This is a genomic window from Paenibacillus sp. NPDC057886, from assembly GCF_042796655.1.
Classification (GTDB): Bacteria; Bacillota; Bacilli; order Paenibacillales; family Paenibacillaceae; genus Paenibacillus.
Genome location: NZ_JBHVMZ010000004.1, coordinates 407,342 through 433,888, shown reverse-complemented (window position 1 = coordinate 433,888; position 26,547 = coordinate 407,342). Strand labels below are relative to the sequence as shown.

The 26,547-nt window shown below is 47.2% G+C and carries 29 protein-coding genes; 28 read left to right on the top strand and 1 reads right to left on the bottom strand.

Annotated features, from left to right (window positions below; all coding sequences use genetic code 11):
• Window positions 1–10: 10 nt before the first annotated feature.
• The 13 genes from ACFVQB_RS16185 (at window position 11) to ACFVQB_RS16125 (ending at window position 10,409) form a co-directional block, all read left to right on the top strand.
• Entirely contained in the window at window positions 11–1,105 is a 1,095-nt protein-coding gene (locus ACFVQB_RS16185; protein ID WP_379440941.1) for a prephenate dehydrogenase/arogenate dehydrogenase family protein, read from the top strand.
• Between the two features lie 730 nt (window positions 1,106–1,835).
• Window positions 1,836–2,429, top strand: coding sequence for an RNA polymerase sigma factor (locus ACFVQB_RS16180; RefSeq protein ID WP_053780698.1), 594 nt, complete (start codon window positions 1,836–1,838; stop codon window positions 2,427–2,429).
• A complete protein-coding gene (locus ACFVQB_RS16175) occupies window positions 2,426–3,061 on the top strand; it encodes an anti-sigma factor family protein (protein ID WP_379440940.1) in 636 nt (211 codons plus the stop codon). The genes ACFVQB_RS16180 and ACFVQB_RS16175 overlap by 4 nt, the downstream gene beginning before the upstream one ends.
• Before the next feature lie 40 nt (window positions 3,062–3,101).
• Complete coding sequence (locus tag ACFVQB_RS16170) at window positions 3,102–3,701, top strand: histidine phosphatase family protein (protein ID WP_379440939.1); 600 nt, start codon at window positions 3,102–3,104, stop codon at window positions 3,699–3,701.
• A 237-nt stretch (window positions 3,702–3,938) separates the two neighbouring features.
• Window positions 3,939–5,057, top strand: a complete 1,119-nt coding sequence (locus ACFVQB_RS16165; RefSeq protein WP_379440938.1) for a hypothetical protein — start codon at window positions 3,939–3,941, stop codon at window positions 5,055–5,057.
• A gap of 44 nt (window positions 5,058–5,101) precedes the next feature.
• Complete coding sequence (locus ACFVQB_RS16160) at window positions 5,102–5,608, top strand: gamma carbonic anhydrase family protein (RefSeq protein WP_379440937.1); 507 nt, start codon at window positions 5,102–5,104, stop codon at window positions 5,606–5,608.
• Between the two features lie 23 nt (window positions 5,609–5,631).
• Window positions 5,632–5,811, top strand: a complete 180-nt coding sequence (locus ACFVQB_RS16155; RefSeq protein WP_024630643.1) for an IDEAL domain-containing protein — start codon at window positions 5,632–5,634, stop codon at window positions 5,809–5,811.
• Window positions 5,812–5,972: 161 nt separating this feature from the next.
• Window positions 5,973–6,395, top strand: coding sequence for a DUF2487 family protein (locus ACFVQB_RS16150; protein ID WP_379440936.1), 423 nt, complete (start codon window positions 5,973–5,975; stop codon window positions 6,393–6,395).
• Between the two features lie 193 nt (window positions 6,396–6,588).
• A complete protein-coding gene (locus ACFVQB_RS16145) occupies window positions 6,589–7,131 on the top strand; it encodes a QcrA and Rieske domain-containing protein (RefSeq protein ID WP_379440935.1) in 543 nt (180 codons plus the stop codon).
• A gap of 15 nt (window positions 7,132–7,146) precedes the next feature.
• On the top strand, window positions 7,147–7,818 hold the full coding sequence (qcrB, locus tag ACFVQB_RS16140; RefSeq protein ID WP_017687726.1) for a menaquinol-cytochrome c reductase cytochrome b subunit: 672 nt from the start codon (window positions 7,147–7,149) through the stop codon (window positions 7,816–7,818).
• A 21-nt stretch (window positions 7,819–7,839) separates the two neighbouring features.
• On the top strand, window positions 7,840–8,724 hold the full coding sequence (locus tag ACFVQB_RS16135) for a c-type cytochrome (protein ID WP_379440934.1): 885 nt from the start codon (window positions 7,840–7,842) through the stop codon (window positions 8,722–8,724).
• A gap of 122 nt (window positions 8,725–8,846) precedes the next feature.
• Entirely contained in the window at window positions 8,847–9,473 is a 627-nt protein-coding gene (locus ACFVQB_RS16130; protein ID WP_379440933.1) for a DUF1405 domain-containing protein, read from the top strand.
• A gap of 66 nt (window positions 9,474–9,539) precedes the next feature.
• Window positions 9,540–10,409 carry a sporulation protein YpjB gene (locus ACFVQB_RS16125; RefSeq protein ID WP_379440932.1) on the top strand — a complete coding sequence of 290 codons (870 nt, stop codon included), beginning with the start codon at window positions 9,540–9,542 and terminating at the stop codon, window positions 10,407–10,409.
• A 107-nt stretch (window positions 10,410–10,516) separates the two neighbouring features.
• Here ACFVQB_RS16125 and ACFVQB_RS16120 read toward each other — a convergent pair whose 3' ends face one another.
• On the bottom strand, window positions 10,517–11,386 hold the full coding sequence (locus ACFVQB_RS16120) for a YitT family protein (RefSeq protein WP_063566789.1): 870 nt from the start codon (window positions 11,384–11,386) through the stop codon (window positions 10,517–10,519).
• A 173-nt stretch (window positions 11,387–11,559) separates the two neighbouring features.
• On the opposite strand from ACFVQB_RS16120, the gene ACFVQB_RS16115 reads away from it, so the two are divergent.
• The 15 genes from ACFVQB_RS16115 to ACFVQB_RS16045 all read left to right on the top strand — a co-directional run bounded on the left by ACFVQB_RS16115 (window position 11,560) and on the right by ACFVQB_RS16045 (window position 26,509).
• A complete protein-coding gene (locus ACFVQB_RS16115) occupies window positions 11,560–11,889 on the top strand; it encodes a nucleotide pyrophosphohydrolase (protein WP_024630636.1) in 330 nt (109 codons plus the stop codon).
• 52 nt (window positions 11,890–11,941) lie between these two features.
• On the top strand, window positions 11,942–12,466 hold the full coding sequence (locus ACFVQB_RS16110; RefSeq protein WP_379440931.1) for a tetratricopeptide repeat protein: 525 nt from the start codon (window positions 11,942–11,944) through the stop codon (window positions 12,464–12,466).
• 82 nt (window positions 12,467–12,548) lie between these two features.
• Window positions 12,549–13,352: a 4-hydroxy-tetrahydrodipicolinate reductase gene (gene dapB / locus ACFVQB_RS16105; RefSeq protein WP_379440930.1), complete on the top strand. Its 804-nt coding sequence runs from the start codon at window positions 12,549–12,551 to the stop codon at window positions 13,350–13,352.
• An 11-nt stretch (window positions 13,353–13,363) separates the two neighbouring features.
• Window positions 13,364–13,804: a methylglyoxal synthase gene (mgsA, locus tag ACFVQB_RS16100; RefSeq protein WP_024630633.1), complete on the top strand. Its 441-nt coding sequence runs from the start codon at window positions 13,364–13,366 to the stop codon at window positions 13,802–13,804.
• Entirely contained in the window at window positions 13,801–14,502 is a 702-nt protein-coding gene (bshB1, locus tag ACFVQB_RS16095) for a bacillithiol biosynthesis deacetylase BshB1 (RefSeq protein WP_379440929.1), read from the top strand. Before mgsA ends, bshB1 begins: the two co-directional genes overlap by 4 nt.
• A gap of 96 nt (window positions 14,503–14,598) precedes the next feature.
• Window positions 14,599–15,759, top strand: coding sequence for an N-acetyl-alpha-D-glucosaminyl L-malate synthase BshA (bshA, locus tag ACFVQB_RS16090; RefSeq protein ID WP_379440928.1), 1,161 nt, complete (start codon window positions 14,599–14,601; stop codon window positions 15,757–15,759).
• A gap of 81 nt (window positions 15,760–15,840) precedes the next feature.
• The gene (locus tag ACFVQB_RS16085) at window positions 15,841–17,139 is read left to right on the top strand and encodes a CCA tRNA nucleotidyltransferase (protein WP_379440927.1); all 1,299 of its coding nucleotides are present in this window, start codon (window positions 15,841–15,843) and stop codon (window positions 17,137–17,139) included.
• Window positions 17,126–18,103, top strand: a complete 978-nt coding sequence (locus tag ACFVQB_RS16080; RefSeq protein ID WP_379440926.1) for a biotin--[acetyl-CoA-carboxylase] ligase — start codon at window positions 17,126–17,128, stop codon at window positions 18,101–18,103. The genes ACFVQB_RS16085 and ACFVQB_RS16080 overlap by 14 nt, the downstream gene beginning before the upstream one ends.
• Window positions 18,104–18,436: 333 nt before the next feature.
• Window positions 18,437–19,312, top strand: coding sequence for a 3-methyl-2-oxobutanoate hydroxymethyltransferase (gene panB, locus ACFVQB_RS16075; protein ID WP_379440925.1), 876 nt, complete (start codon window positions 18,437–18,439; stop codon window positions 19,310–19,312).
• Entirely contained in the window at window positions 19,309–20,205 is an 897-nt protein-coding gene (gene panC, locus ACFVQB_RS16070; RefSeq protein WP_379440924.1) for a pantoate--beta-alanine ligase, read from the top strand. Before panB ends, panC begins: the two co-directional genes overlap by 4 nt.
• Window positions 20,198–20,581: an aspartate 1-decarboxylase gene (gene panD / locus ACFVQB_RS16065; RefSeq protein ID WP_024630626.1), complete on the top strand. Its 384-nt coding sequence runs from the start codon at window positions 20,198–20,200 to the stop codon at window positions 20,579–20,581. The genes panC and panD overlap by 8 nt, the downstream gene beginning before the upstream one ends.
• A gap of 93 nt (window positions 20,582–20,674) precedes the next feature.
• Window positions 20,675–21,322 carry a tetratricopeptide repeat protein gene (locus tag ACFVQB_RS16060; RefSeq protein ID WP_379440923.1) on the top strand — a complete coding sequence of 216 codons (648 nt, stop codon included), beginning with the start codon at window positions 20,675–20,677 and terminating at the stop codon, window positions 21,320–21,322.
• Between the two features lie 142 nt (window positions 21,323–21,464).
• Window positions 21,465–24,326: an ATP-dependent DNA helicase DinG gene (gene dinG, locus ACFVQB_RS16055; RefSeq protein ID WP_379440922.1), complete on the top strand. Its 2,862-nt coding sequence runs from the start codon at window positions 21,465–21,467 to the stop codon at window positions 24,324–24,326.
• Window positions 24,327–24,564: 238 nt separating this feature from the next.
• A complete protein-coding gene (locus ACFVQB_RS16050; RefSeq protein ID WP_053780717.1) occupies window positions 24,565–25,218 on the top strand; it encodes a redox-sensing transcriptional repressor Rex in 654 nt (217 codons plus the stop codon).
• Entirely contained in the window at window positions 25,205–26,509 is a 1,305-nt protein-coding gene (locus tag ACFVQB_RS16045) for an amidohydrolase (protein WP_379440921.1), read from the top strand. Before ACFVQB_RS16050 ends, ACFVQB_RS16045 begins: the two co-directional genes overlap by 14 nt.
• The last annotated feature ends 38 nt before the right edge of the window (window positions 26,510–26,547 follow it).

The following is a 26,547-nucleotide window of genomic DNA, read 5'->3' as shown; positions in this document are numbered from 1 at the left end:
GTGAGGACCCATGAAACTAAAAATTGCAATGATCGGTGTAGGGCTCATCGGCGGTTCACTGGCGCTTTGCTTCAGAGGCAAGCCCGGTGTAACGGTGATGGGCTATGCCCACCTGCCTGAATTAAAGGACAAGTACATAGCGAGTGGTGTAGTGGACGATGCTACGCTCTCTCTGGAGGAAGCGGTACAGGATGCCGACTTTATTTTTTTGTGCGTACCTGTTGGGTTGCTCGAATCCTATTTTCGACAATTGGCCAAGCTTCCCTTGAAAAAGGGATGTATTATTACGGATGTAGGAAGCACTAAGGCGTCCATCGCAGCCTGTGCTGAGCATGTCCGCATGAGTGAAGCATACTTTATCGGCGGTCATCCGATGGCCGGATCTGAGCGTGCAGGTGTGGATGCAGCCTCGGCTGTGTTATTTGAGAATGCATACTACGTCTTGACCCCTTCAGAACATGTACCTGAGGAAGCTTATGACAGGTTATCTGATCTTCTTGCGTATACACGTGCCCAGATTGTTCGTGTAGAGCCGCTGCTGCACGATGACATTGTGGGGGCGATCAGTCATTTGCCACATGTTATTGCAGTTGCGCTGGTGAACCAGGTGCGCGAATATAATGAATCGAACCCTTTGTATAAAATGCTGGCTGCAGGCGGTTTCCGGGATATTACCCGGATTGCCTCCAGTGATGCCATTGTATGGAGAGATATCCTGCTGAGCAACCGTGAGGTGCTGCTGGGCTTGCTGAAGGACTGGAACGGCCAAATGACGGCTTTCACCGAAATGCTGGAGCAACAAAATGGTGAGGGCATTGAGGAAGCGTTCCGTCAGGCACGCGAGTTCCGCAGTGTGCTGCCAGAACGACGCAAAGGCATGATTTCGTCGTTGTTTGATCTGTATACAGATGTGCAGGATGCGCCGGGGATGATCGGTAAGATTGCCACTGAACTTGGGGCAAATGATATTAACTTAAGTAACATGGAGATTATTGAAAACCGGGTCGATGTACCGGGTATTATGCGTTTGTCGTTCCGGCAGGAAGAAGAAATGGAACGTGCCAAAACGTTGCTGGATTCCCTAGGGTATCAAGTATGGGTTTAGGCTTATGGAAGGGGGCGAAAGCCCTCTTTCTTTGTGTTGAAAACCAGCTGTTACAGTACGTATCCTAAAAAAGGGCAAAAAAAAGACCGCTTACATAAGCGGCCATTGCTCACGTGGAGCAATACAGTTATTGGATAGGAGTGGAGAGAAACCATACTGTACTTTTATTATATGTATACGTTTTCATTTTGTCAACACTTTGAGTAAAATTGTTTAAAGTAATTATAACATTCGTAAATTAAGGAAATATAATCCTTGCATTAAGTGGGATTGATCCTCTTTCGGACAATTGCTTGATGATCGGAAATAAGGTTAAATGGTTCAATTGAGAAAAATATGGTGTAACGAAATTCTTCTGAAATTTTAAATTAATTCTTTATTCACACAAACTTTTTGAGGCTTTCGTTCGTCCAATATAAGAGTGGCTTCACAAAAGGGATCAAATTGAAGTCATGGACGAGAAAATGGCCGCATAATAATGACTGGTCGGGCTTCAATGGAAGCCATGGATTTGCCAGGATGATGTAGACCGTTGTACAATAAATACTGTTAATGTAGAAACGTTGGGGAAATTGCCATTACATAGGGGAATTTGGCGGGAAGGCCTGTTTTGGCGCTGAACGCTGTTTTATGCGGTGAAAACCGCAACTTTTTTGTGCCTGTTCGGTAATACATGGATAGAGTCGAACGGGGAGAAGCACATGGATGGGCGAGGAGGGGTCGCACTCAAATGACGGATTCCCAGTTGATTCGAGAGATCAAGGAAGGTAACCTAGAGTTATATTCCGAGCTGATGAGTCGTTATCAGCGTAAAATACTGGCTTTCGTATATCATATGTTGAAAAGTTCTAATATGGAGCTGCTTGCGGAAGATCTCTGTTCTGAGACTTTCTATAAGGCGTTCCGCAGTCTGCACTCATTCCGAGAGGTGGATGCCTCATTCTCAACCTGGTTATATACCATTGCGAGAAATACGGTACTGAGTGAGCTTCGCAAACAGCGTAGTGGGAGTGTTCCACTTGAAGAGAGCGGTATTGTACCTGTTGCTCCTTCTGAGAATGCGCCAGAGCATGCTGTATTGCGCAGTGAGCGGGTGATGCTGGTTAGGGATGCAATTAACAATTTACCGGAGAAGCAGCGTTCTGCCATTATACTCCGTGAGTATGATCAACTAGACTACCAGGAGATTGCAAATATTCTTGGGCAGAGCGTCAGTTCTGTGAAATCGTTATTGTTCAGAGCAAGGTCAAGCGTAAAAACTCAATTGGAACCTTATTTCTTCGAACCGGTCTACGAGCCATATGAAGGGATGAAGAACCGATGAATTGCAATGAAGCCCAGGAACTGTTTGCACTGGTCTGGGACTTGCCGGAAGCTCATCCTCAGCGGATTGCATTTCATGCTCATCTCGCTGGTTGTGAAGATTGCTCGCAGCAATTTGAGATTTGGGAAGAAGCTCAAATTCTGCTGCACAGCATACCGGTTCCAGTGACAGAACAGCAGGCAGAGAGAGTGAACCGTAATGTTATGGACCGGATCTACGCGGAGTCTCCATGGCTATTGCCGGAAGAGGCAAAGGTTAATCGTTTCTCTGCTGTGATCCGCAAGCATATGTCTTTGTGGATTGCTGCGTTCCTGGCAATTTTTTTATGCAGCTTTCTGTACATGGCGATGTTTAAGCCAGACGTATCAGAAGCTGAGCAGACCAGCGTGGTCTCTACGGGTATTTTGGAGACAGGGGTAGCGGGCAGTGAGCCTTCTTCCTCCGGATTGTACAAGTACAACATGACAGGAGCGGACAGAGGGAGTATTATTGAGCCCTTCGTTGTGAGCATGGGCCCAGCGTATCCTCAGTACTGGATGGCGTTGTCGTTGCTTGCAATAGGTATGGCTCTGTTCTCTCTTGGACGGATGCATCGTACAACTAACAAACGCAAACAAGGTGCACGTGCTTAGGTAAAGCTTTCGTTCACCGTATAGAGAAATGAGGGATGAGATGCGGATTGGGCTTATTCGTCATGGTCTAACCGACTGGAATGCGGCAGGACGTATTCAGGGACAGACAGACATACCTCTGAATGCGGAAGGTCGTGAGCAAGCGGAGCGTCTGGGTAGACGTTTGCTTACCGAAGAGTATCGCTGGGACCACATCATTACGAGCGGGCTGTCCAGGGCTCAGGAGACGGGAGAGATTATCTCCGGGCTATTGAATGTTCCTTTGCTGGAGCCGGATGCACGCTTGAAGGAGCGTGCCTTTGGTCAAATTGAAGGTCTGACATCCGAAGAGCGTGTTGCTCGCTGGGGCGTTTCATGGGAGACGCTGGATTTGGGCCAGGAACAGATTGCTGATATTCAGACACGTGCTTTGGGCTTTCTGGAGGATTTATGGGAGGCTCATCAGGACCAAAATGTGCTGATTGTCTCCCATGGCGCTTTTCTAGCCAATCTGCTGTCAGCTTTGTATAAAGACCGCTATACGGAACGAATTGGAAACCTGTCGCTTACGATTCTGGAGAAGGAACGTGACGATTGGAGTCCATTGCTTTATAACTGTACACGACACCTTTCATTGGATCTGGCGAAACAACCTGAGTAATTGACTCGGGTTGTTTTTTTTGCGTTATAGTAATTTATAACTGTCATTCTATATGATTTTGAACCTCTCATTCTTCTTCTGAGCAGGCAACTTCAGGCATAGTATGGTTAAAACATAAAAGATTTGCAAAAAAGAGGTTTAGATCATAGGAATTCCGTCAACGATGTTTACAAAACCAAACTACTCCAGGCCCCGAATCAACAGCCAAAAAGTAGTCAAGGGCGAGGCGATGGACCCATGAATCTAGCGGATATGCTTACTTTTGCCGATATCGGCCAGCTTAATCGAATAGCAGACTATTACCAGTGCGAGTGTAAGCCCAATTCCAAACATGAACTCATCCAGAGTATTCTCACTACATTGGGCAGCAGACCTTTTTTTGAGCAGCAAGTTCGCGAACTAAATCAAGTAGATCTGCGATTTTTGAACAATTTGCTGTTTGATGCCCGCCAATACTTCGGTATGGAGGAACTTGTCGCCATTGCTCGTCAGTCGATGGATAAAAAAGATAGCGAGGCTGGAGCTAATCCACGTGATCTTATCGTTCGCTTCACGAAGAGTGGATGGTTGTTCAATGGCACAACTCAGCAGACCAGATACCTGTATCAGGTACCTAAGGATTTGCAAATGAGATTTCGGGATGTGTTATCCACTCACCTGAAGGCAGGCATTGCACAGACGAGCGAGCCTCCCGTTTATAGGGATGAATACCATCTACTCGCTGATGATCTGAAACTGTTTCTGCAATTTGTCCAGCAGCATGAAATAGCACTAAACGCAGAAGGCATGATGTATCGTCGTTCTCAGCAACAGATCATGGAGCATTTGCATGTGAGTGAGGCCCTGGTGGGTAAAGCGGGATGGAGATTCGGTTATGGTCGTTCATTCAAAGACTACCCCGACCGATTTGCGTTCATCTATGACTACGCTTTTCATCATCGTCTGGTCCGCGAGGAGCAAGGCACGCTGAAATTGTCACCTTCCGGTGAAGACAAGCTGGGTGCGGAGAAAACAGCCGAGATGATACAGCTATTTCGGTTTTGGTTAAGACTTTATAAAGGTGCTATTCCCAACCTGTCCTCCATTGTGTACTGGACAGGGGAATGTGCAGCTGGCTGGTCCACAGCCGAGTCTTTGTTCCGCCAGATTGGTCCTTACATTCAGCCGTTCTATTATGACACTGCAGAGACGATTTATGACAACAGGATACTCAAAATGATGCTGCATCTGGGCATGCTTCGCATTGGAGAACATGCAGATGGGCGAACAGTACAAATGACAGCATGGGGTTCACGCCTTGCGTCATCTTGTCGCTCGCTGTCAGGGGATATTACCCCCGTTATGTTTGACAAGTGAAGGACAAGTTGCTAAAATCACTCCCAAATTAAGGAGTGATACTTATGATAATTCCATACAAAGGTATGCAACCACAGTTACACCCTTCGGTATATATGGCTGAAGGCTCCAAACTTATAGGTGATCTGACAATGGGTGAAGAATCTACGATCTGGTTCAATGCTGTGCTGCGCGCCGATCTGGCACCCATTGTGATTGGACGGCGCTGTAATATACAGGATAATACTGTTGGACATGTCAACACGGATCAACCTTTGATTTTGGACGACGATGTGTCGGTAGGGCATTCTGCGATTATCCATGGATGTCGTATCGGAACAGGTTCGCTGATTGGTATGGGCGCTATCCTTCTCAACGGAGCCGAAATTGGTGAATATACGCTGATCGGGGCCGGTTCTGTTGTCACTGAAAATACTAAAATTCCGCCCTATACCCTTGCTTTGGGCACACCAGCCAAAGTGATACGTGAGTTGACTGATGCAGATCTTGAGCGGATGTCGAGAACTACACTAGGTTATGTTGCCAAAGGAAAGGAGTACAGGAGCTCTTAAATCCGTTTTGGAGGTGCATCCTATTGGATAAAATGAAAGTTACGTATGAAGTCATGTTGGGGCTGGCTGCTGAGATGGTGTGGGACGACGCGCTTCGTAAACAGCGCAGCGAGAAGCTGTATATGGAAATCGATAAGGCATTGGCTACCGGAGACGAAGTAGCTTTCCGGAATCTGACGGATGAACTGAAGGCCATAAACTGATGAGCATGTAAAAATATATAAGACAGGAAATGCGTGAAACACGCATTTCTTTTTTTGTGTTCTTCATCAGACTTACACGGGAAAAGTATGAATCTCTGGATTTATAATATACGCTCATATATAATATGGGAATAAAATGGATAGAGAGGGGAATTAGGGAATTGAAATTCAGTGAGATGACTCAAGACAGCTGGGCGGAACTGCAACTCTATCTGGATACATGCCTTATTCCATATACAGCCCTGACGGGCAAGCAGTCCCCGGTTGAAGCAACTGAGGCGTTGGAGCGGCTTAGAGATTTTTTGGATCTGGTGGAGATTCCTTTTAAAGGACGTATCATGACTTACCCTGCATTCCATTATGCGTGTCCGGATATGTCAATGGCATTAAATACCTTATCCGAACAGCTCAAATCTTCCGGTTTCAAATATGTGGTTATAATGTCATCTGATGGCGTATTGGAACAGACCCAAATTACTTCTGCAGATTTAGTATTAAGTCGTTCTGTTTTAATTCAAGAGGTGGGGGAAGAGGGGATTTCGCGTTTTGTCGGGGAAAAAATCCGTGAGTTATGGAAAAGATGACCTACCTGTGACAAATGTGACAATTTACCAACACTTTTTTAATAACGCTTACAAATGAACCTTAAAAATGTGTGACAAATTCTTGACGGTGTTCTAGGGCTACTATATGATTATGTATGTTCTAGTAAGTCGTGGAATTTCTGATAATGAAAACGATTGAGAGAGTTGGCTGAAAAAGGGGGTTGGAGACAGTATGAGCAGTGAGCATGACCAGCACGAAGCTTCGATGAAATTGCCAAGCCGCTTGGAAATGTCACGCAGGCAGTTTTTGACGTACACGCTTGGTGGAGCTACAGCCTACATGGCCGCCGGTGCAATACTCCCCATGGTCCGTTTTGCGGTGGACCCGATTTTGCAACACAAGGGAGAAGGCACCTCTGTCAAAGTAGCGGAAATCAGCAAAATTACGAATGAACCTCAAGAATTTACGTTTGAAGTGAAACAGCAAGATGGTTGGTATTTGAGCAATGCTTCGTTAATCGCCTGGATCAGAAAAGATGAACAGGGCAAAATCTATGCGCTTTCACCCATTTGTAAACATTTGGGATGTACCGTAGGTTGGAACAGTGATAAGCAGTATCCCGACGAATATCATTGTCCGTGCCATGGCGCGCATTATAACAAAGAAGGCAAGAATCTTGCCGTAGCCCCGAAGCCGCTGGATGAGTATGTGGTTAAGGAAGATCAGGGTTGGGTTTATCTGGGCGACATTGTTCCGAACACCCGAGTCAAATAGGAGGCGTGAACGCAGATGTTTAAAAATGTCTATGACTGGATTGACGAGCGTCTCGATATCACGCCAATTTGGAGGGACGTTGCGGATCATGAAGTTCCAGAGCACGTAAACCCGGCTCATCACTTTTCCGCATTCGTGTACTGCTTTGGTGGATTGACGTTCTTTATCACTGTTATTCAAATTTTGTCAGGGATGTTCCTGACCATGTATTATGTGCCTGATATTATTAATGCTTACGCCAGTGTCGAGTATTTGCAGACCAAAGTAGCCTTCGGCCAAATTGTACGCGGGATGCACCATTGGGGAGCCAGCTTGGTTATCGTTATGATGTTCTTACATACGATGCGTGTGTTCTTTACCGGCTCTTACAAAGCACCACGCGAGATGAACTGGGTTGTCGGCATGCTGATCTTTTTTGTCATGCTGGGTCTGGGGCTTACCGGGTACCTGTTGCCATGGGATAACAAAGCCTACTTTGCAACCAAGGTTACTCTGGAGATTGCGAATACGGTTCCTTGGCTGGGGCCGATCATTAAGGAATTCCTGCAAGGCGGAACTATTGTAGGTGCACAGACGTTAACACGGTTCTTTGCCCTGCACGTCTTCTTCCTTCCGGCTGTGCTTCTGGTGCTTCTGGTCGGTCACTTTATTATGATCCGCAGACAGGGCATTTCGGGACCACTATAATCTGAGAAGGGAGGAATCGACATGGCTCACGGGCACAAGTCAGATGACCAGGAAAAGATTATCTTCGTCGGGGACTCACGCGTCCGTAAAGGAGCGGGGTTTATAACTCCACCGGATTACACGGCGTATCCCGGCAAATCAGAGGCTTTTATTCCTAACTTCTTGCTGAAGGAATGGATGGTTGGTGTTGTTGTACTGGTTGGTATTCTGGTATTAACGATTTCGGAACCTGCACCACTGGGCTATCCGGCCAATCCAAGTGCATCGGTTATCCCGATGCCGGACTGGTACTTCCTTTTTCTGTATCAGTATTTGAAATACCCATATGCCTCAGGTGATTATGTCCTGCTCGGGGTACTTGGAGTCAGTGGAGTTGCTTTCGGCGCTTTGTTACTCGCTCCTTTTCTGGATACAGGCAAGGAGCGGCGTTTCTACAAACGTCCGATTGCATCATCGCTCATGATTCTATCGGTGATGTCCGTTTTCTACCTGACTAATGTTGCGTGGACACACTACGAGCATGAGTTGGAAGCAAGCGGCCAGAAGCCGGAACATATTCAGCGTGAGGAAGAAGCGCTGGAGAAACATCTACAGGGTCTGCCTACCTCCAATGCGCCAGGTCAAAAAGAAGAAGTGGCGATCGTCGAGAAGGATGACGCTGCAATGGAATCATACAAAAAGGCCGGATGTATCGGATGTCATGCGGCAGATATGAAGGGTTCGGGCTCTGTACCTGCACTTCGGGGTGTGGGTGACAAACACAGCCAGGAAGAAATCCTGACAATTATCAAAGAAGGATATAATGGCATGCCTCCGATGTACGACAAGGCCATAGCTCAAGGACTGACGGATGATGACATCAATCACCTGGCAGAATGGCTTGCGAAACAGAAGGCAGAACAGTAAAATCGAAATAAGCAATGAAACCTGATCGTTTATGCGGTCAGGTTTTTTTGAGGCGTTTTTCGCTACACCTATCTTGGGAACGCAGAATACACAGAATACATATGATGGAAGGGGCAGAGCATGTGGATTTATCGTACTTTTGGAGCCGGGAATTTCTAACGAACCGTTATTTCCTGTGGCTTCTTTTTTGGTGTAACGCATTAGGAACAGTATATGGATACATATGGTACGGGGATCAATTGGAGTATACGCTGGCACAGCAACCACTGTGGCAAATTGTGTTTGTGCCGGACAGTCCGACAGCGAGTCTGTTTTTTACACTATCCTTGTTGTGGATTTTGTACAAGCCGAAATCGATGCTTCTGAATCGGATTGGACATGTGATACAGGCGCTTGCTGTGGTTACTTCGGTAAAATACGGCGTTTGGGCAGTCTCCATCATTTTTGCAGGCTGGATGCAGGGTGGCGCACAGAACTGGCAGGATTGGATGTTAATTGCGTCGCATAGCGCCATGGCTATTGAGGCTCTGTTGTATGTGAGGTTCTTTGGGTTCCGTTGGGGTGCTCTGGTGATCGCTGCCTTGTGGACGCTGTTAAACGATACGATGGATTATACCTATGACATCTTCCCTTGGCTGCCCGCATCGCTGATGGACCATCTGGATGGTGTACGCAATTTCACCGTTGGGCTGACGCTAGTGAGCATTCTCTGTGCGTGGCTTGCTTTGAGACAGGCCAAACGGGCCTGATTTCATAATGTAAGCTTGTTCTAAGGGACTCTCCCCTGCCATACATTGATGGTGGGAGGGATGTCCATGAAGAGAACGTTCAGGATCAAAACTGGATTTATGGTGGTGTCGTTCATGACTCTACTGTTCTGGACGAACTTGTCATACAGCGTATCAGCGGAAAGTACAGGTGCGAACGGAAATACAGATCAGCAAGTATCCGTCAAAAATTCAATTGAGCAATTAAATGAAGAAGCGGCCCTGCTGTACCGGCATGCCTTGGAGAATGATATCGAAGAGGTTAGAGGCAGTATTTTGCGAATCAGTAAAGGTCTGGAGCATATATCCTTTGAGGGTCAGACGACAGTAGAAGGCATTCATGCCCTATCCGAGACCATTGTTGAAGTGAAAGAAGCTGCGGTCAGGGTGAAAAGTGATGATGCGTCTCTCCAGCAGGCCTCTGCCAAACTTCGACTTGCGGCAGACAGTCTCGCCAACCCGGCCAAACCTCTATGGCTCCAGTATTATAAAATCGTAAAAAATGATATTGATGCGCTGTCAACCGCGGCAGATCAGCAGTTAAGCACGGCGATAATAGCAAGCCGCTACGCCTTGCTGGAGGAGCATTACGAGACGATCCGGCCTGCGGCGATGATCCGCCGTGAACCTTACGAGATCGCCCAGCTGGACGCCTGGTTGTCTCATACCAAGGGTCTGACTGCGGCCAAGCAGACTGACATCGCACAATTGAAAAGTATGGTAGCCCATGGTGAAGAGTTGGTGAACCAGTTGTTTGGTCGGGAAAAGGACGAAAGTGCCTTCGTACCGTTTGTTCAGGGGCCCAATCGCAGGGCAGCCGGATTGCTTATTACTTCCATAATCATAGCAGCGCTAAGTTATGCAGGTTACCGTAAATATCGGGCACAGCAGCAAGGCATTTTTCCTTTTCGGCGTTAAGCCATTTCTGCCATCAGGATATGACAAAAAACCTCTATCTACAAGGAAGGCCATCCCGTGGCTCTTCTCTTGGGGAGAGAGGTTTTCTTTTTTGTGGAAGTAAAAGGTCAACTTTCCTTGAACCCTTCTCCGTGTACGTCATGGACGTCGCTTATAATAACAAATGCTCTAGGGTCAACCGAACGCACAATGGTCTGCAAACGTCTGAATTCCTGCCTGGAGATGACACAGTAAGCAACATGCTTAGCCTGTTTCGAATACGCACCAATGGCTGGAATGAGTGTTACGCCGCGGTCCATATCACGGGTAATCAAGTCTGCAATCTCGGGTGCATGATCACTGATGATCATAAATGCGCGGGCCGAATAGGCTCCTTCCTGAATGAAGTCGATCACTTTAGAGGCGATAAACACAGCTACAAGGGTATACAGTATTTTTTCTTTGGGAATGTAGACGAGGGAGATACCGATAATGATGAAATCGATACCTAATAGTACACGTCCCATACTCCAGCCATATTTTCGATTAAGAATGCGGGCAATGATGTCAGAGCCGCCTGTCGTTCCGCCCCAGCGGAATACGATGCCAAGGCCTGCCCCCAGTGTAACTCCAGCGTAAAGCGCCGCAAGTAAAAGGTCATTCTGGGTATGCAGCGGTTCAATCCAGCCAAGATGAATCATTTTTTCAAATAACCACAGAAACACTGTAAGCGCTCCTATACCCACGCCTGTATAGATCATCTGTCTGCCGCCCAAAATCTTGAGACCCACCAGAAAGAGTGGAATATTAACAACCAAGGTTGTAAGCGAAGGAGAGATGTTGAACGCATAATTCAGCAGGACCGTAATCCCGGTTACGCCGCCTTCCATGAGCTGGTTGGGGATGATGAAGTACAGAAGTCCAAAGGCATATAATGCTGTACCCAATAGGATGGGGAGAATCAATTTGAATTGAACCCAGGTTTTGGAAGTGCTCATAAGTTCCCTCTCCGTTTTACAAATTAGAATGAGAAAGCAATCATTCCCATCTTAGTATACCTGTTTATCGATTCTTTAAAAATGATTTGTCGTTTCTGATGGTGGAAGTGAATCTAAATAACTGATATATTAGGAACAAATACGACACAATTTCAAAAGGAGAATCCGTTCTCATGGAGAAAAGCATTGCAGAAATGCAGCGTGAGGTTGATCTGTATATTTCTCAGTTCAAAGAAGGATACTTCAGCCCGCTGGCCATGCTCGCCCGTATGTCTGAAGAGGTGGGAGAGCTTGCAAGGGAAGTGAATCACGAGTTCGGTGAAAAACCGAAAAAATCTTCCGAAGCAGATAATTCCATTGAGCTTGAGCTCGGGGACATTTTATTTATCACGATTTGTTTTGCTAACTCTCTCGGGATCGACCTGGCAGAGGCGCACGACAAAGTCATGCATAAATTTAACACACGCGATGCAAATCGGTGGACGCCAAAAAACACCGATTAGGCGTAGATTACATATGCTGTACCATCACCTCAATGGGGGAGGGACAGCTTGGATGATGAAACCGGAAGAGTATATGCAGCATGCTTACCGCTGTATTTTGCAAAATGATTTTGAGCAGGCGATTCGTTGGTTCGAATCTGCCATTGATGCTCACCCGGAACACGCGGAGCTCTATTATCGTTGTTCCATTACACATGCTCGCAGTCAACACCTGGGTCCAGCGCTTGAATATGCCCGTAAGGCTGTTGAACTGTCACAGGGGATAGAGGAGTATGTTTTGCATTTGCAGACCCTGGAAGCCAAACAGATAAGCCTTCAGGCCAAGGTGTTGCTTGAACAGGCTGGAAACGGAACGCATGAACGATATGTGAGGGCGGCCGATCTGCTGAAACAGGCAGTTAAACTTGACCCGTTATATGTGGAAGCGCATATCATGCTTGCTCTTGCTTACAGCGATCTGAATGAGTTCGATCTTGCAACCCAGTCCGTTCGTGACGCATTGTTGCTGGACCCGCAGAATGATCAACTGCATCTAATGTTACAGGAAATTAAGCAGCGTATGAAATCTATTCAATAAGATGCCATTTTCATAACGAGATGGATATCGGTTGAAATGGATTCAACCAAACGAACCAACATAGTGAGGAGATGCAGCCAAGATGAGTGAAGTAATAAGAGTTGCCGTAATCGGAGCGGCTGGCCGGATGGGCCGTGAAGTAGTGAAACTGGTGCTTCAAGATCCTGAACTGGAGCTCGCCGCAGCGGTCAACCGCTCCGGAGTAGGTACGGATGCTGGAACACTTGTCGGTCTGCCCGAATGTGGGGTGCTTTTGACTGATGATATCGAGATGGCTTTTGCAGAGACTAAACCACAGGTTATGGTGGACTTCACAGTCCCTCAATATGCCTTCGCGCATACAGAGATTGCGATCCGTCATGGAGTCAGACCTGTTATGGGTGTTACCGGCTTTACGCCGGAGCAGATCGAACAGCTGGACAAGCAGTGTCAGGACAAAGGCATTGGAGGGTTGATTGCCCCGAACTTCTCAATCGGTGCTATTCTGATGATGAGATTTGCCGCACAGGCTGCCAAACATATGCCGAATGTGGAGATCATCGAATATCACGGGGATCAGAAGCTGGATGCTCCTTCGGGTACAGCAATCAAAACAGCCGAGCTAATTGCAGCAAACCGCGAGGAACTTCGTCAGGGCAATCCAAATGAAGAAGAAACGATCGAAGGATCGCGTGGCGGATATTATAATGGATTCCGGATTCATAGCGTACGGTTGCCGGGGGTATTCGCCCAGCAGGAAGTGGTATTTGGAGACTTTGGTCAATCCCTGAAAATTCGTCATGACTCCTATGAACGGGCAGGTTATATGCCTGGTGTTAAGATTGGTGTACAGAAGGTTATGGAATATACAGGACTCATCTACGGATTTGATAACTTTATCGACTAAAGGAGATTGTCATGTTGAAAATCGCATTTATTGCCCATGATCGCAAAAAAGAAGAGATGGTTAACTTCGTGACAGCCTACGAAAATGTATTTACAGACCATCAACTATACTCGACAGGTACAACAGGTCTTCGCATTATGGAAGGAACCTCATTACAGATCCATCGGTTTGAATCCGGTCCACTGGGCGGAGATCAACAGATCGGAGCCTTGGTTGCACAAAATGAGATGGATCTGATTATTTTTCTGCGTGATCCATTAATGGCACAGCCTCATGAACCAGATATTAACGCTTTGCTGCGTCTGTGCGATGTACAAGGGATTCCGCTTGCTACGAATATTGCAACTGCAGAGATTCTCGTTAAAGCGCTCGATCGCGGTGATTTTGGCTGGAGAGAGCTTGTACATAAATACAAGCCTGAGGGTGGATTGAATTCGGGTGATGCTCAATGAGTCTGGACATTCTCATATTTGGTGCACACGCGGATGATGCAGAGATTGGGATGGCAGGAACGATTGCCAAGCATACTGCTGCAGGACTGAAAGTAGGCGTGTGTGATCTGACCCGGGCAGAGATGTCTTCCAACGGGACGGTAGAGCGCAGAGCCGAGGAAGCGGAGCAAGCCTCCCGCGTCCTCGGTCTTTCGTGTCGAAGCAATCTCGGTTTGCCTGATCGGGGGCTGTATATTACTCCTGAATACATTGAGGCTGTGACTGCCGAGATACGCCGTCATGCCCCTCGAATCGTGTTTGCGCCATATTGGGGGGATCGTCACCCGGATCATGTGATGTGCAGCAAGCTGGTGCAGGAGGCTGTGTTTAATGCCAAGCTTAGAAACTATAAGCCGGACATGCCCGCAGTTCAGGTGAAAGAATTGTATTTTTACTTCATTAACGATATCGGACCAACGGATTTGATTGTGGATATTACGGAACACTATGAGCAAAAGGAAAATTCATTGCTTAGTTATCGTTCCCAGTTTGAATTGGGAGAAGGCGCAGTTGCCACTCCATTGACTCAAGGATATATTGAACGTGTGAAAGCCCGGGATTCTTTGCTCGGACAGCGGAGCCTTATTCCATTTGCAGAAGGATTCGCTAGCATTACACCTTATGTAGTTCATCAATTTGGCCAGGCAGCCAAGTCATAAAACGATCGAACTTGATCGTATAAATCATTTATCAATTGCATTTCCGTTGCATTACATCAACCTGCACACGCGGGAGATCAAAGGAGCGTCCACCGGATGGATCAAAAGCTAAAAATTGGTATTACCTGTTATCCGTCCCTCGGAGGGTCTGGCGTTGTCGCAACGGAGCTGGGCAAATTGCTTGCCGAACAGGGTCACCAGGTTCACTTTATTGCCAATAGTATCCCGTTTAGACTGGGTACATTCCAGAAAAATATTTTTTATCATGAAGTTGAGGTCAACGATTATTACGTCTTCCGTTATCCTCCGTATGACCTGTCATTGGCCACGAAAATGGCGCAAGTAGCCAAATCACAGCAGCTGGATCTGCTACATGTACATTATGCAGTACCACATGCGGTGTGTGCCTTCCTCGCAAAACAAATGGTTGGTGAGGATTTAAAGGTGGTTACAACGTTACACGGAACAGATATTACCGTACTGGCGCAGGATGAGTCGTTGAAGGATTTAATTCGACTTGCCATCAACGAGAGTGATGCGGTTACGGCAGTATCCCAGGATTTGATTCGTGAAACGGTTGATTTGCTGGATATAAGGCGTCCAATCGATCTGACCTATAACTTTATTGATAAAAGAATTTATTATCCGCGTGATGCAGCAAGTCTGCGTAGAGACTTCGCAGCACCTCACGAAAAAATACTGATGCATATCTCCAACTTCCGACCTGTGAAGAGAACACACGATGTGGTAGAGGTGTTCCGTCAGGTACAGGAGCAAGTACCTGCCAAACTGTTATTTGTTGGAGAAGGACCGGATCTGCCGAAGATTCAATGGAAGATTAATGAGCTTGGACTGAATGACAAGGTTCATTTCCTAGGTAAGCAGGATGATATTGCTCAAGTCATTTCGATGGCTGATGTGCTTATGCTGCCTTCGGAGAAAGAAAGCTTTGGACTCGTGGCACTCGAAGCCATGGCATGTGGCGTACCTACCATTGGATCACTGGCAGGGGGGATCCCTGAACTGGTACTGCACGGCAAGACCGGATTTTTGTCTCCAATCGGCGATACGCAATCAATGGCGGAGAACACGATTCGTTTGTTGACAGACGACCGTTTGACAGCGGACTTCAGAGAAGCGTGCTTGAGACGGGCACACCATGATTTTTGCAACGATGCTATTCGGCATGAATATGAACAAATATACTACCGGGTGCTGGGACGTGAAGTTCCGAATCTGAAGCCGGTTTGTGGCTGATTGTCAGATAGGATTGTTCCATCTTGGGAATATATCTGTGTAAGCCACACCAAGCAACACGTAGTTATGGGGTGAGAGTAAGTGGTTCAATGGACACAGGTAGATCATGAAATGGCAAGACAAAGTGAACAGGTGCTGCGGACATTAAATGAAAAAGGGTACGAAGCCTACTGGGTCGGTGGTTGTGTGCGTGATGAACTGCTGGAACGTAGCGTGGATGATATGGATATCACCACGTCCGCTTCCCCTGAGCAAGTCATGGAACTGTTCCCGGATTGTATTCCTACGGGCCTCCAGCATGGAACGGTAACTGTTCGTTCAGGAGGCTTTTACTTTGAAGTTACGACATTCCGCACCGAATCTGAATATAAGGATAATCGAAGACCCGCTGCCGTTCATTTTGTGCAGGATGTCAAAGAAGATTTGCAGCGGCGTGACTTCACCATGAATGCTCTCGCTATGGATCGAGACGGAAATATCGTTGATCCTTTTGGTGGACAATCGGATATTCAGGATGGGCGGGTCAGATGTGTGGGATCGGCGGCAGAGCGCTTTGGTGAAGATGCGCTGCGGATGCTTCGGTGTGTTCGTTTTGCCTCGGTATTTGATTTCAAAATTGCCTACAACACCTGGAAGGGGCTAGTTGGACAAAAAGATTTGCTTCAACATATCGCCATGGAAAGAGTCCGTACCGAAATGGTGAAAATGATGGCAGGTCCCCATCCCCTGCGCGGTCTGGAATTGCTGTTTCGCAGCCGGGCGTTGGAGCATGTGAAGGCACCCATCGACAGGGAGCGGTTCAATAAAGGTCTCATGTCTAATATGGAACAATTGATGGAAGAGAACGTTTTATTGCGATGGTCCATGATGCTGATTGCAGGCTGTTTTACCAGGGATGAAGCAGATGCTTTACTTCGAAAATGGACGTTTTCTAATGATGATCGTTCCCGCATCAATGGAGTTCTCCAGGTCGAACAGTTGATCCAGACTGTCGTACAGGAGAAGAAGGATGAAGAGGCACTGCGATCAGAATGGATCGTAACTGTGCTGTCTTGCGGACGTCAGGCAACAGAGGACTGGCTCATTATTCAACGACTGCTCCCAACAGGTTGGCGAGATCAAGAGGTTCTGCACGAAGAACAGATCGTGGCAATACAATCCAGAGGTGCTGCATGGAGTCAATCCATGAAGGTGCATGAACTGAAAGATTTGCATATCACGGGTGAAAACGTTCTGCAGCTTCTTGGACGCAAGGGTGGACCATGGCTGGGACAACTGATGAAATATCTTTTAAGAGAGACTGCGATCGGAAATATAGTGAATCAGCATGACATGCTGACCAACGAAGTAAAGCGGGTGGCTGCAGATGACAAAGCATGAGGAACTGTTACATACGTTACTGAATGCCGAAGGAGAGTTTGTGTCTGGTGAAGAGATCAGTCGCAACCTTTCCATTAGCCGAACGGCCGTGTGGAAGCATGTAAACAAACTGCGTGACATGGGTTATGAGTTTGAGGCCGTATCTCGCAAAGGGTATCGCTTGGTCACGAAACCGGACAGTATCGATGCCACAGCGCTTCAACTGGCACTGGAAACGAAGGTGTTTGGTCGAAAGGCGATCATTCTGAATTCCACGTTGTCCACCCAAGGTGATGTTCAGCATATGGCTGAACAGGGGCAGGGCGAAGGGGCAGTGGTTCTGGCGGAAGAACAGACGGGTGGACGAGGCCGCTTTGGACGTAAATGGTTCTCACCACCTGGAAGAGGCATCTGGATGAGTGTTCTAATGCGTCCGGAGCTTTCACTGCAAAATACACCACAGCTTACGTTATTAACGGGTGTAGCGGTGTGTCGTGCGATTCGGTCATATACAGGTGCTGATGCCGGGATCAAATGGCCTAATGATCTTTTGATTGATGGTCGCAAGGTATGCGGGATTCTGCTTGAATCAACTGTTGAAGACCACGAACTACGCTACTGTATCGCAGGTATAGGCGTGGATGTGAACTTCGATCCCAAGGATTATCCCGAGGATCTGATAACAATCGCCACTTCACTTAAGATGGAGACTGGACAAACCATAGACCGAACCAAACTTGCAGCGGCCATTCTCTCGGAATTGGAGCGTTTGTATTTTTTGTATCAAAAGGAAGGGTTCGGTGTGATTTCTTCGCTCTGGGAAGCTTTGTCCGTATCAATAAATCGTGAGATTAAGGTAGCTAATCCGCAGGGCATCATCGAGGGTACAGCCGTAGGCCTTGATCCTTCTGGTGCATTGATTTTGGAGAAGAAAAACGGTGAGCGTGTATCGGTATACTCCGGTGAAGTTTCATTGGTAAATTAAACAATTTTGTCGAATTTACACCGTTAAAATGAACATAAGACGTGAACTTTGGGCAGAACTTTGGTATACTGTGTTCGTGAGGCGATATCGGCTAATGCAGACCGAATTGCACTCCGGCAATAGTATGCTTTGTTCTGCTTCAAAAATGTTGCAGTGACAAGGCAGGAATGGTAGTAAAGTGAGTTGTTGGATTCTGCTCTGAGCCGAAGAGGACCGAGACAGAAGGGACGATCGCAAGTGACTCTTTTTTGACTTTTCGGGACTTTTTAGTGGAAACTAAAAGGTTTTTTTTGTTGCGTTTAAATTGAAAAGATGAGAGGAGCCATGACGAAAATGGCAAACAAACAAGCATTGAATATTGTGAAAATGAAAAAATATAAGCAGGACGGCGTGCCGCTTAGTATGATTACAGCTTACGATTATCCGACTGCTCAATTGGCCGAGGAAGCAGGTATCGATCTTATTCTGGTTGGTGATTCACTGGGAAACGTGGTACTGGGTTTTAACTCCACCTTGCCTGTTACGATCGACGATATGGTGTACCATACACGCTCTGTAGTACGTGGTGCGGGAAATACGTTTATCGTGGCTGATATGCCCTTCATGACGTACCATGGCAGCCTAGACGAGACGCTTAAAGGTGTCCGTCGCCTAATGCAGGAAGGTCATGCACAAGCGGTCAAGATGGAGGGCGGTCTCGAAATCGCGGATACGGTAAAAGCGGTTGTGCAAGCCGGTGTACCTGTACTTGGACATATCGGGCTTACACCGCAATCCGTGAATCAAATTGGCGGTTATCGTATTCAGGGCAAGGATGCTGCAGATGCCAAACGGCTGATGGACGAAGCCAAGGCGCTTGAAGCAGCCGGAGCTTTCGGCATTGTACTCGAACTGGTCACTGAAGAAGTGGCAAGAGCGATCTCGGAAGAACTGTCTATTCCTACGATTGGTATTGGCGCAGGTAGAGGGTGTGATGGTCAGGTACTGGTATTCCACGATGTGGTTCAGTATGCTTCCCCATACACGCCAAAACGCTTTGTCAAATCGTATGGAGACGTAGGTACATTGATTCGCAATAGCATTGAGTCCTATGTGAAGGAAGTCAAGGACCGCTCATTCCCGGCAGAAGAGCATGTATTTACCGCTGCTGACGGCGTTCTGGATCAATTGTACGGACATCGCAAAGGAAAGGTGGAGACGAGCGTATGAAAGTGATACGGACAATCGCAGAATTAAGACAAGAACTTAGCTTGAAACGTCAGTCGATTCAGTCCAGAGAGTCTGTTGTAGGACTTGTGCCTACAATGGGATTTCTTCATGAAGGCCATGCAAGTTTGATGCAGGCGGCCAAACAACAAAGTGATATCGTGGTTTTGAGCATATTTGTAAATCCAATTCAATTCGGTCCGAATGAAGACTTTGACAGTTATCCTAGGGATGAAGCCAGAGATGTGGAAACTGCACGAGCAAAAGGGGTGGATATCGTATTTATTCCCTCTGTTGAAGAGATCTATCCACAGCCTACACAAACGACCGTATCGGTTTCTCGTTTAACGGATCGCTTATGCGGTGCATCCCGTCCAGGGCATTTTGACGGAGTGACTACGGTCGTCTCGAAGCTGTTTAACATTGTACAACCGCAGCGTGCATTTTTTGGCATGAAGGACGCACAGCAGGTAGCTGTGATCCAGCAGATGGTTAACGATTTGAACATGGCGGTTGAGGTTGTACCTTGTCCAATCGTTCGTGAAAGTGATGGCTTGGCGCTTAGTTCCCGCAATGTGTACCTCAGCACAGAACAGCGTGAGGAAGCACTTGTTCTGTCCAAGGCACTGCGTGAGGCACAGGAAGCTGTTGATGCAGGTACGGCGATGACAGCAGCGGATATCCGCGGTATATTGCGTCAGAACATTGAACGTTCACCAATGGCCGTGATAGATTATGCTGAGATTCAGGCTTTTCCAAGTCTGGATCCACTTGCTGATCAGGAAAAAGTTCATGGTCGTGACGATCTGTTGATCGCACTGGCAGTAAAATTCGGCAAAACAAGATTGATTGACAATATAAGGCTGCAAAAATCGGAGGTGCTGTCCCATGTTTAGAACACTAATGAAATCCAAAATTCACCGGGCAACCGTTACGGAAGCAAACCTGAACTATGTGGGTAGCATTACCATTGATGAAGATCTGATGGAAACCTCTGATCTGATGGAAAATGAGAAAGTGCAAATTGTAAATAACAACAATGGCGCACGTCTGGAAACCTATGTCATTCCAGGTCCACGTGGAAGTGGAGTGATCTGCTTGAATGGAGCAGCAGCTCGTCTGGTACAGCCTGGAGATACCGTCATTATCATTTCATATGCGATGATGTCTCAAGAAGAGGCAAATAATCACAAGCCTACCGTTGTATTTGTGGATGGACAGAATAAACCTGTGCAAACGATGAAGCACGAAGTTCATGCGACGATTATGTAATCGACTGGTAAGGGGAATGAAAACGACCCATTCTACAAAAAATGAGTACAGGTCACTGCACTAATCCATTTTTTCAAGGGTGGGGATGCATCGATGTTCCAGCATGTTTTCGCAGAAATGAACGACATGTTAGATGAAATTATCAAGCGCTACCCTTCTGCTGAAGGCCTAAGCAAACAGGAATTACTGCAAAAGTGGAATTTGCTGAAGCGGATGAGTGACGGGATGATTGATGAGTGGCTGATGTTTGAAGAAAAAATGAGCCAGGTGAGGGAAAGGGAACTGGATAAACCCGCTTCACTCGAACCTGAACAGGAAGCTGTTACTGCATTGCCAGAACTGCACCTGGAGTGTTTCAGTCGCGGTCAGGGATATTTCAAACTGCAAATGTACCCGCAGGCGATTATGCAATTTTCTAGGGTTGTGACCGACTATCCTGAAAGTGCATTGACTCGTTTTTACCTGGCTCTTGCTCATCTTAACCTGGAACAAACTGAGGAAGCCGGAATACACTTGCAGCGGATTATGCATCTGAACGGTTCGCCGAGATTGAAAGGACTGGTATGTAATGTCCTGGGCTGTATCGAGGCCAAGCTTGCGAACCCTGATGGTGCATGTTCACTATTTGCGCAGGCGCTTCAGTATGACCCGACGTTGACCGAACCGCTGTATAACATGGAAGCCTGTCGATTAAACAGCGGAAAATTGCAATATGCAAATCAGCTGACTACCTTAAATTAAGGGCTATTCGGCGGCATAAAGACGGTGTTCCCTCCTCTGGCATAGCGGCGGGGACACCGCTTTTTTTGTCAGTTAATTTTCAAATGCCCTTTTTTTTGCTATGCTGTAACATAGACTGGAATGGAAGGGACCGTACATTGCAATGAAATTTGCCGTATTGGATTTCGAAACAACCGGCACGCAGTCCGACGGTGAGATTATACAGGCCGGACTTGCCATCATAGATCATGACTACAGCATAACTCAAATATATAGTTCTTATGTGAACCCAGGTGTACCGATTCCTCCGTTTATTACGGGGTTAACCGGTATTACTGATGAAGATGTGGCGGATGCTCCCTCATTGGAAGAGATGATGATGGAGATGGTTCCGCTGCTTGACGATGTTGTTCTTGTTGGGCACAACGTTGCTTTTGATTTTCATTTTCTTCAAAATGCACTCGATCGCTGCGGTTACCTGCCGTTTACCGGACGGATTCTGGATACGATTGATTTCCTGAAGATCACGTTTCCGTCACTGGGCTCTTATCAACTCGGTTATGTGTCTTCAGAATTCGGATTTCAGCATGACCGCCCTCATCAGGCTGACAGTGATGCACTTGCGACAGCTTTTGTCTTGCTGAAGTGTCTAGATGAGCTGCGTGCATTGCCTCTGATCACGATTCAGCGCCTCAGTGACCTGTTTGCCCCGGAAGACAGTGACTTGGGTTGGTTCTTCGACGGAATGCGTACTGAGAAGGAAGCAGAGCCAATTCAGGATCTGGATGGTCATACGTATTACCGCCAGCTCGCCCTGAACGTGAGTGACTGGACCGATATAGGCTCACCTCGTGATGAGCGTGAGGGTAATCCGCTGGAAGGTGTAAGTTTTGAGCAGTTTATGGATCAGGTTAGAGATAACCTGAAGGAGACACTGGACCATTATGAGGAGCGTGAGGCGCAAACTCAGATGTTCAGCAGTGTACGACAAGCTTTGGATGAAGAGAAACATCTATTGATTGAAGCTGGAACAGGTACAGGCAAATCACTTGGTTATTTGCTGCCTGCCATCTATGAAAGTGTGAAACAGGAACAGAAAGTCATGGTCAGCACACATACCATCAACCTGCAGGAGCAATTGAGAGAGCGGGATATTCCTATGCTGACCCAAGTGGTTCCGTTTCCGTTCAAGGCAGCGGTGTTCAAAGGACGTGGGCACTATCTGTGTCTGCGTAAGTTTGAGCATAAAATCAATAAACGTGAATTTGCTACACCCAAAGAGGATTATTTTACAGCGGCTCAGATGATTGTCTGGCTTACTCAGACGGAGACTGGAGACGACGAGGAGCTTAATCTAAGCGGGCGTGGAGGAGACTTCTGGGAGACGGTACAGAGCGAGTCTGAATCCTGTCTTGGACGCTCCTGTCCTTGGTTCCGCAAATGTTTCTATCATCGGGCCAAACATGAAGCCGGGCTGTCCGATATCGTCATTACGAATCATTCGAAATTGTTTACGGATGTCAAAGCAGCACATCAATTGCTGCCGGCCTACGAAAGTCTCGTCATCGATGAAGCACATCATCTGGAGGATGTAGCAGGTAAACATCTTGGTCTTCATATGAAATATTTCACGTTGGTTCATACACTGACCCGACTGTTTAAAGATAGCCGTAATGGCCAACTGCCTATGCTTCGTTCTCAATTGTCGGGTCATGAAAATTCGGTACAGTGGGGCTCCATGATTGATCAGATGTTCCCGCTTGCGGTCGAAGTCAAGGAGATATGGGATCGACTAAGCGATACCTTGTTTGGCCTGCTGCCTGAACGCAGCGATGCTTCTCCAGGCGAGACAGGACAATTCTCTCTTCGACTGAAGCCTTCGCAAAAACCAGCCAAATGGCAGGAATTGCAGGATGTTGAGAACCAAATCTATGTAACCCTAGGCGATTTGATTCGTAAAGGCGACAAGCTGCTGCTTGAAGTGAAAGAAGATCAGGATGATTATCAGTCCGATAGTCTGATTACGGATATTTCAGGTCTGCTCAAGGATTTGGCAACGATCAAGGATAATCTGCGTTTCTTCATGCGGATGGATGATGCCAATACCGTGTACTGGATGGAGGCTAGCGGCCAGTTCCGCAGTAAATCACTGCAACTCTATGCTGTTCCTGTCGATGTCAGTGCACAATTGAAGGATATGTTCTTTGATAAAAAGAAAAGCGTTGTGCTTACATCGGCTACGCTCTCCGTTGACAAGTCATTTCAATTCATGATCGAACAGCTGGGCTTGCAGGAAGCTGCCGAGAATAACCGTCTGTTAACGTCTATGCTACCGTCACCGTTCAATTATCGCGAACAGGCTCTGCTCGTCATTCCGCGTGATTTCCCAAGCGTGAAGGGCAGTGTAGGCGATGCCCACTTTGTGGATATGCTCGTGCACTCGCTCGCGGAAACGGCTATCGCGACTCGTGGACGCATGATGGTGTTGTTCACTTCCTACCGCATGCTGCGCCAGGTCTATGACCCGCTCAAGGAGGCCTTGTCAGGCAATGATATCTCTTTGCTGGGGCAAGGGGTGGACAGCGGCAGCCGTTCCAAGCTTACACGGCGCTTCCAGGATGCAAAAGCGACGGTGCTTCTTGGCACAAGCAGCTTCTGGGAAGGGGTGGACATTCCTGGAGAGGCTCTGACCTGTCTTGCGATTGTCAGACTGCCGTTTCAGCCACCGAATCATCCATTAGTCGAAGCGAAGAGCGAGCTTTTGCAGCAGCAGAAGAAAAACCCGTTTATGAAGCTGTCAGTGCCACAAGCCGTCATACGTTTCAAACAGGGATTTGGCAGACTGGTTCGTACAGGCAAAGACAGAGGCATTGTGATTGTATACGATACACGCGTTATTGAAGCGTATTATGGCAAGTACTTTTTATATTCATTACCTGGTCCCAAGATGGAGCACATGCTCACAGAGCAGATGGTTCCACGCATTTCGGAATGGCTCGAGAGACCGACCGAAGAACAACAATAACAGATACCCTCTGTAGCTTGCATTATTGCAAGACGCTACTGATTGGCGGTAAAATTGAGTAATATCCTCCATTCGTTTCATGGATATGCTAGTAAAGCCATTAAATAAGTAATTTAAGCAATTATCCAATATATAACAAGGAGCATCCTGTTTGATTTACTAATCATTTTGCATCGTTTTAGACAGGATGCTCATCTTTTCATCTATCTATCGTGGCCTTGGTAAGGGGGAGCAATATATGAAATCAGATAAAATTTCGGAAGCCGTGGTGCGTAGATTGCCTGTTTACTTGCGTTATTTGAATGAATTGCATCAGCGCGAAGTCAATACGGTTTCTTCACAAGAACTTGGACTGAGGCTGGATTTGAATCCGGCCCAGATTCGTAAAGACTTGGCTTACTTTGGTGACTTTGGTCGTAAAGGGATCGGGTATGACGTTTCATATCTCATCGAGAAAATCCGTCATATTTTGAAAATAGACCAGCAGATTAATGTGGCTCTTGTCGGAGCAGGTAATTTGGGACATGCCTTGTCCAATTACAATGCCTACCTCAAAGACAACATGAAGATCGTCGCTGTATTTGATGCCTACGGTCCGAAGATTGGGAGCCAAATCAACAGTCTGACGGTGCAGCCGATGAATGAATTAACGGATTCGGTCAAAAAGGATAACATTCGTATAGGTATTATCACGGTTCCGGATACGGAAGCCCAAAATGTTGCAGATCAGCTGATTGAGTCAGGAATTGAAGCAATCCTGAATTTTGCGCCAACGATCCTGAAGACCCCGCCGCATATTCGCATTCATCATGCCGATTTTACGACGGATCTGCTTAGCCTGGCTTATTACTTGGAGAATGGAAAGGACGACGAGGAAGATGACGACAAATAGATGGGTAATTCACAACGGCAAATTTGCCGTGAGTGAGGGTACGGAGTGGAACGTGGTTCAAGGTTTTATGGTTGTCGAGAATGACAAGATTGTGCATATTGGTGAGACTTTGCCGGAAGGAGACGAAAGTCTGACAAAGGTGGACGGAAAAGGACTGTTCTTCTTGCCGGGTCTGATCAATACGCATGGTCACGCGGCCATGTCGCTTCTGAGAGGCCACGGAGACGATCTGGCGTTACAAGTATGGTTGCAGGAGAAAATGTGGCCAATGGAAGCCAAAATGACGTCTGAGGACGTATATTGGGGCACATCCCTATCCGTGCTTGAAATGTTGAAGGGCGGAACAACAGCTTTCCTGGATATGTATGATCATATGGATCAGGTAGCGAAAGTGGTGGAACAATCCGGCGTTCGGGCTGCTCTGGCACGTGGGGTAATCGGACTTTGTTCAGAAGAAGAACAACTGCGCAAGCTGGAAGAATCCGCAGCATTTGCCCGTCAATGGAATGGACAAGCAGACGGAAGAATTACAACCGTAATCTCCCCACACGCGCCTTACACTTGCCCTCCGGATTACATAGAGAAGCTGGTACAGGTTGCTCATGACCTGAATCTGCCTTTGCATACACATATGTCTGAGACGCTTCGCGAAGTGGAGCAGAATGTGGCTGATTACGGACTGCGTCCGGTCGCACATCTGGAGAAGCTAGGATTTTTCTCCCGTCCATCTCTGGTTGCGCATGCGGTACATCTGAATGATGAGGAGATTGAAATTCTCGCACGGCATGATGTAGCAGTTTCCCACAATCCAGGCAGTAACCTGAAATTGGCTTCGGGTGTTGCACGTGTACCTGATCTGCTGAAAGCAGGCGTGACCGTGTCCCTGGGAACAGACGGACCAGCAAGTAACAATAACCTGGATATGTTTGAAGAAATGAGACTGGCTGCGTTGATTCACAAAGGTGTGTCTGGTGACCCTACCGCAGTGCCGGCAGGGGAAGCGCTTCTGCTTGGAACTTCGTATGGTGCCAAATCCATATTCCTGAACAATGCAGGCGCATTGCAAGCAGGCATGAAGGCTGACTTCATCGCGTTGAACATCGAGCAAGCCCATTTCTATCCGCATACGGATCTGATTTCCCATACGGTCTACTCGGCATCGGCCAAAGATGTGGAGCATGTGTGGGTGGATGGAAAACAAGTGGTTAAACATGGCGAATGTCTTACAATGGATGAAGAGCGTATTCTGCGTGAGTCTCAACTGGCATTTGACAGTCTGCTTGCCCGTTAATTACAAGGACAGCAACGTCATAGGGAAAGGAAGTTCGG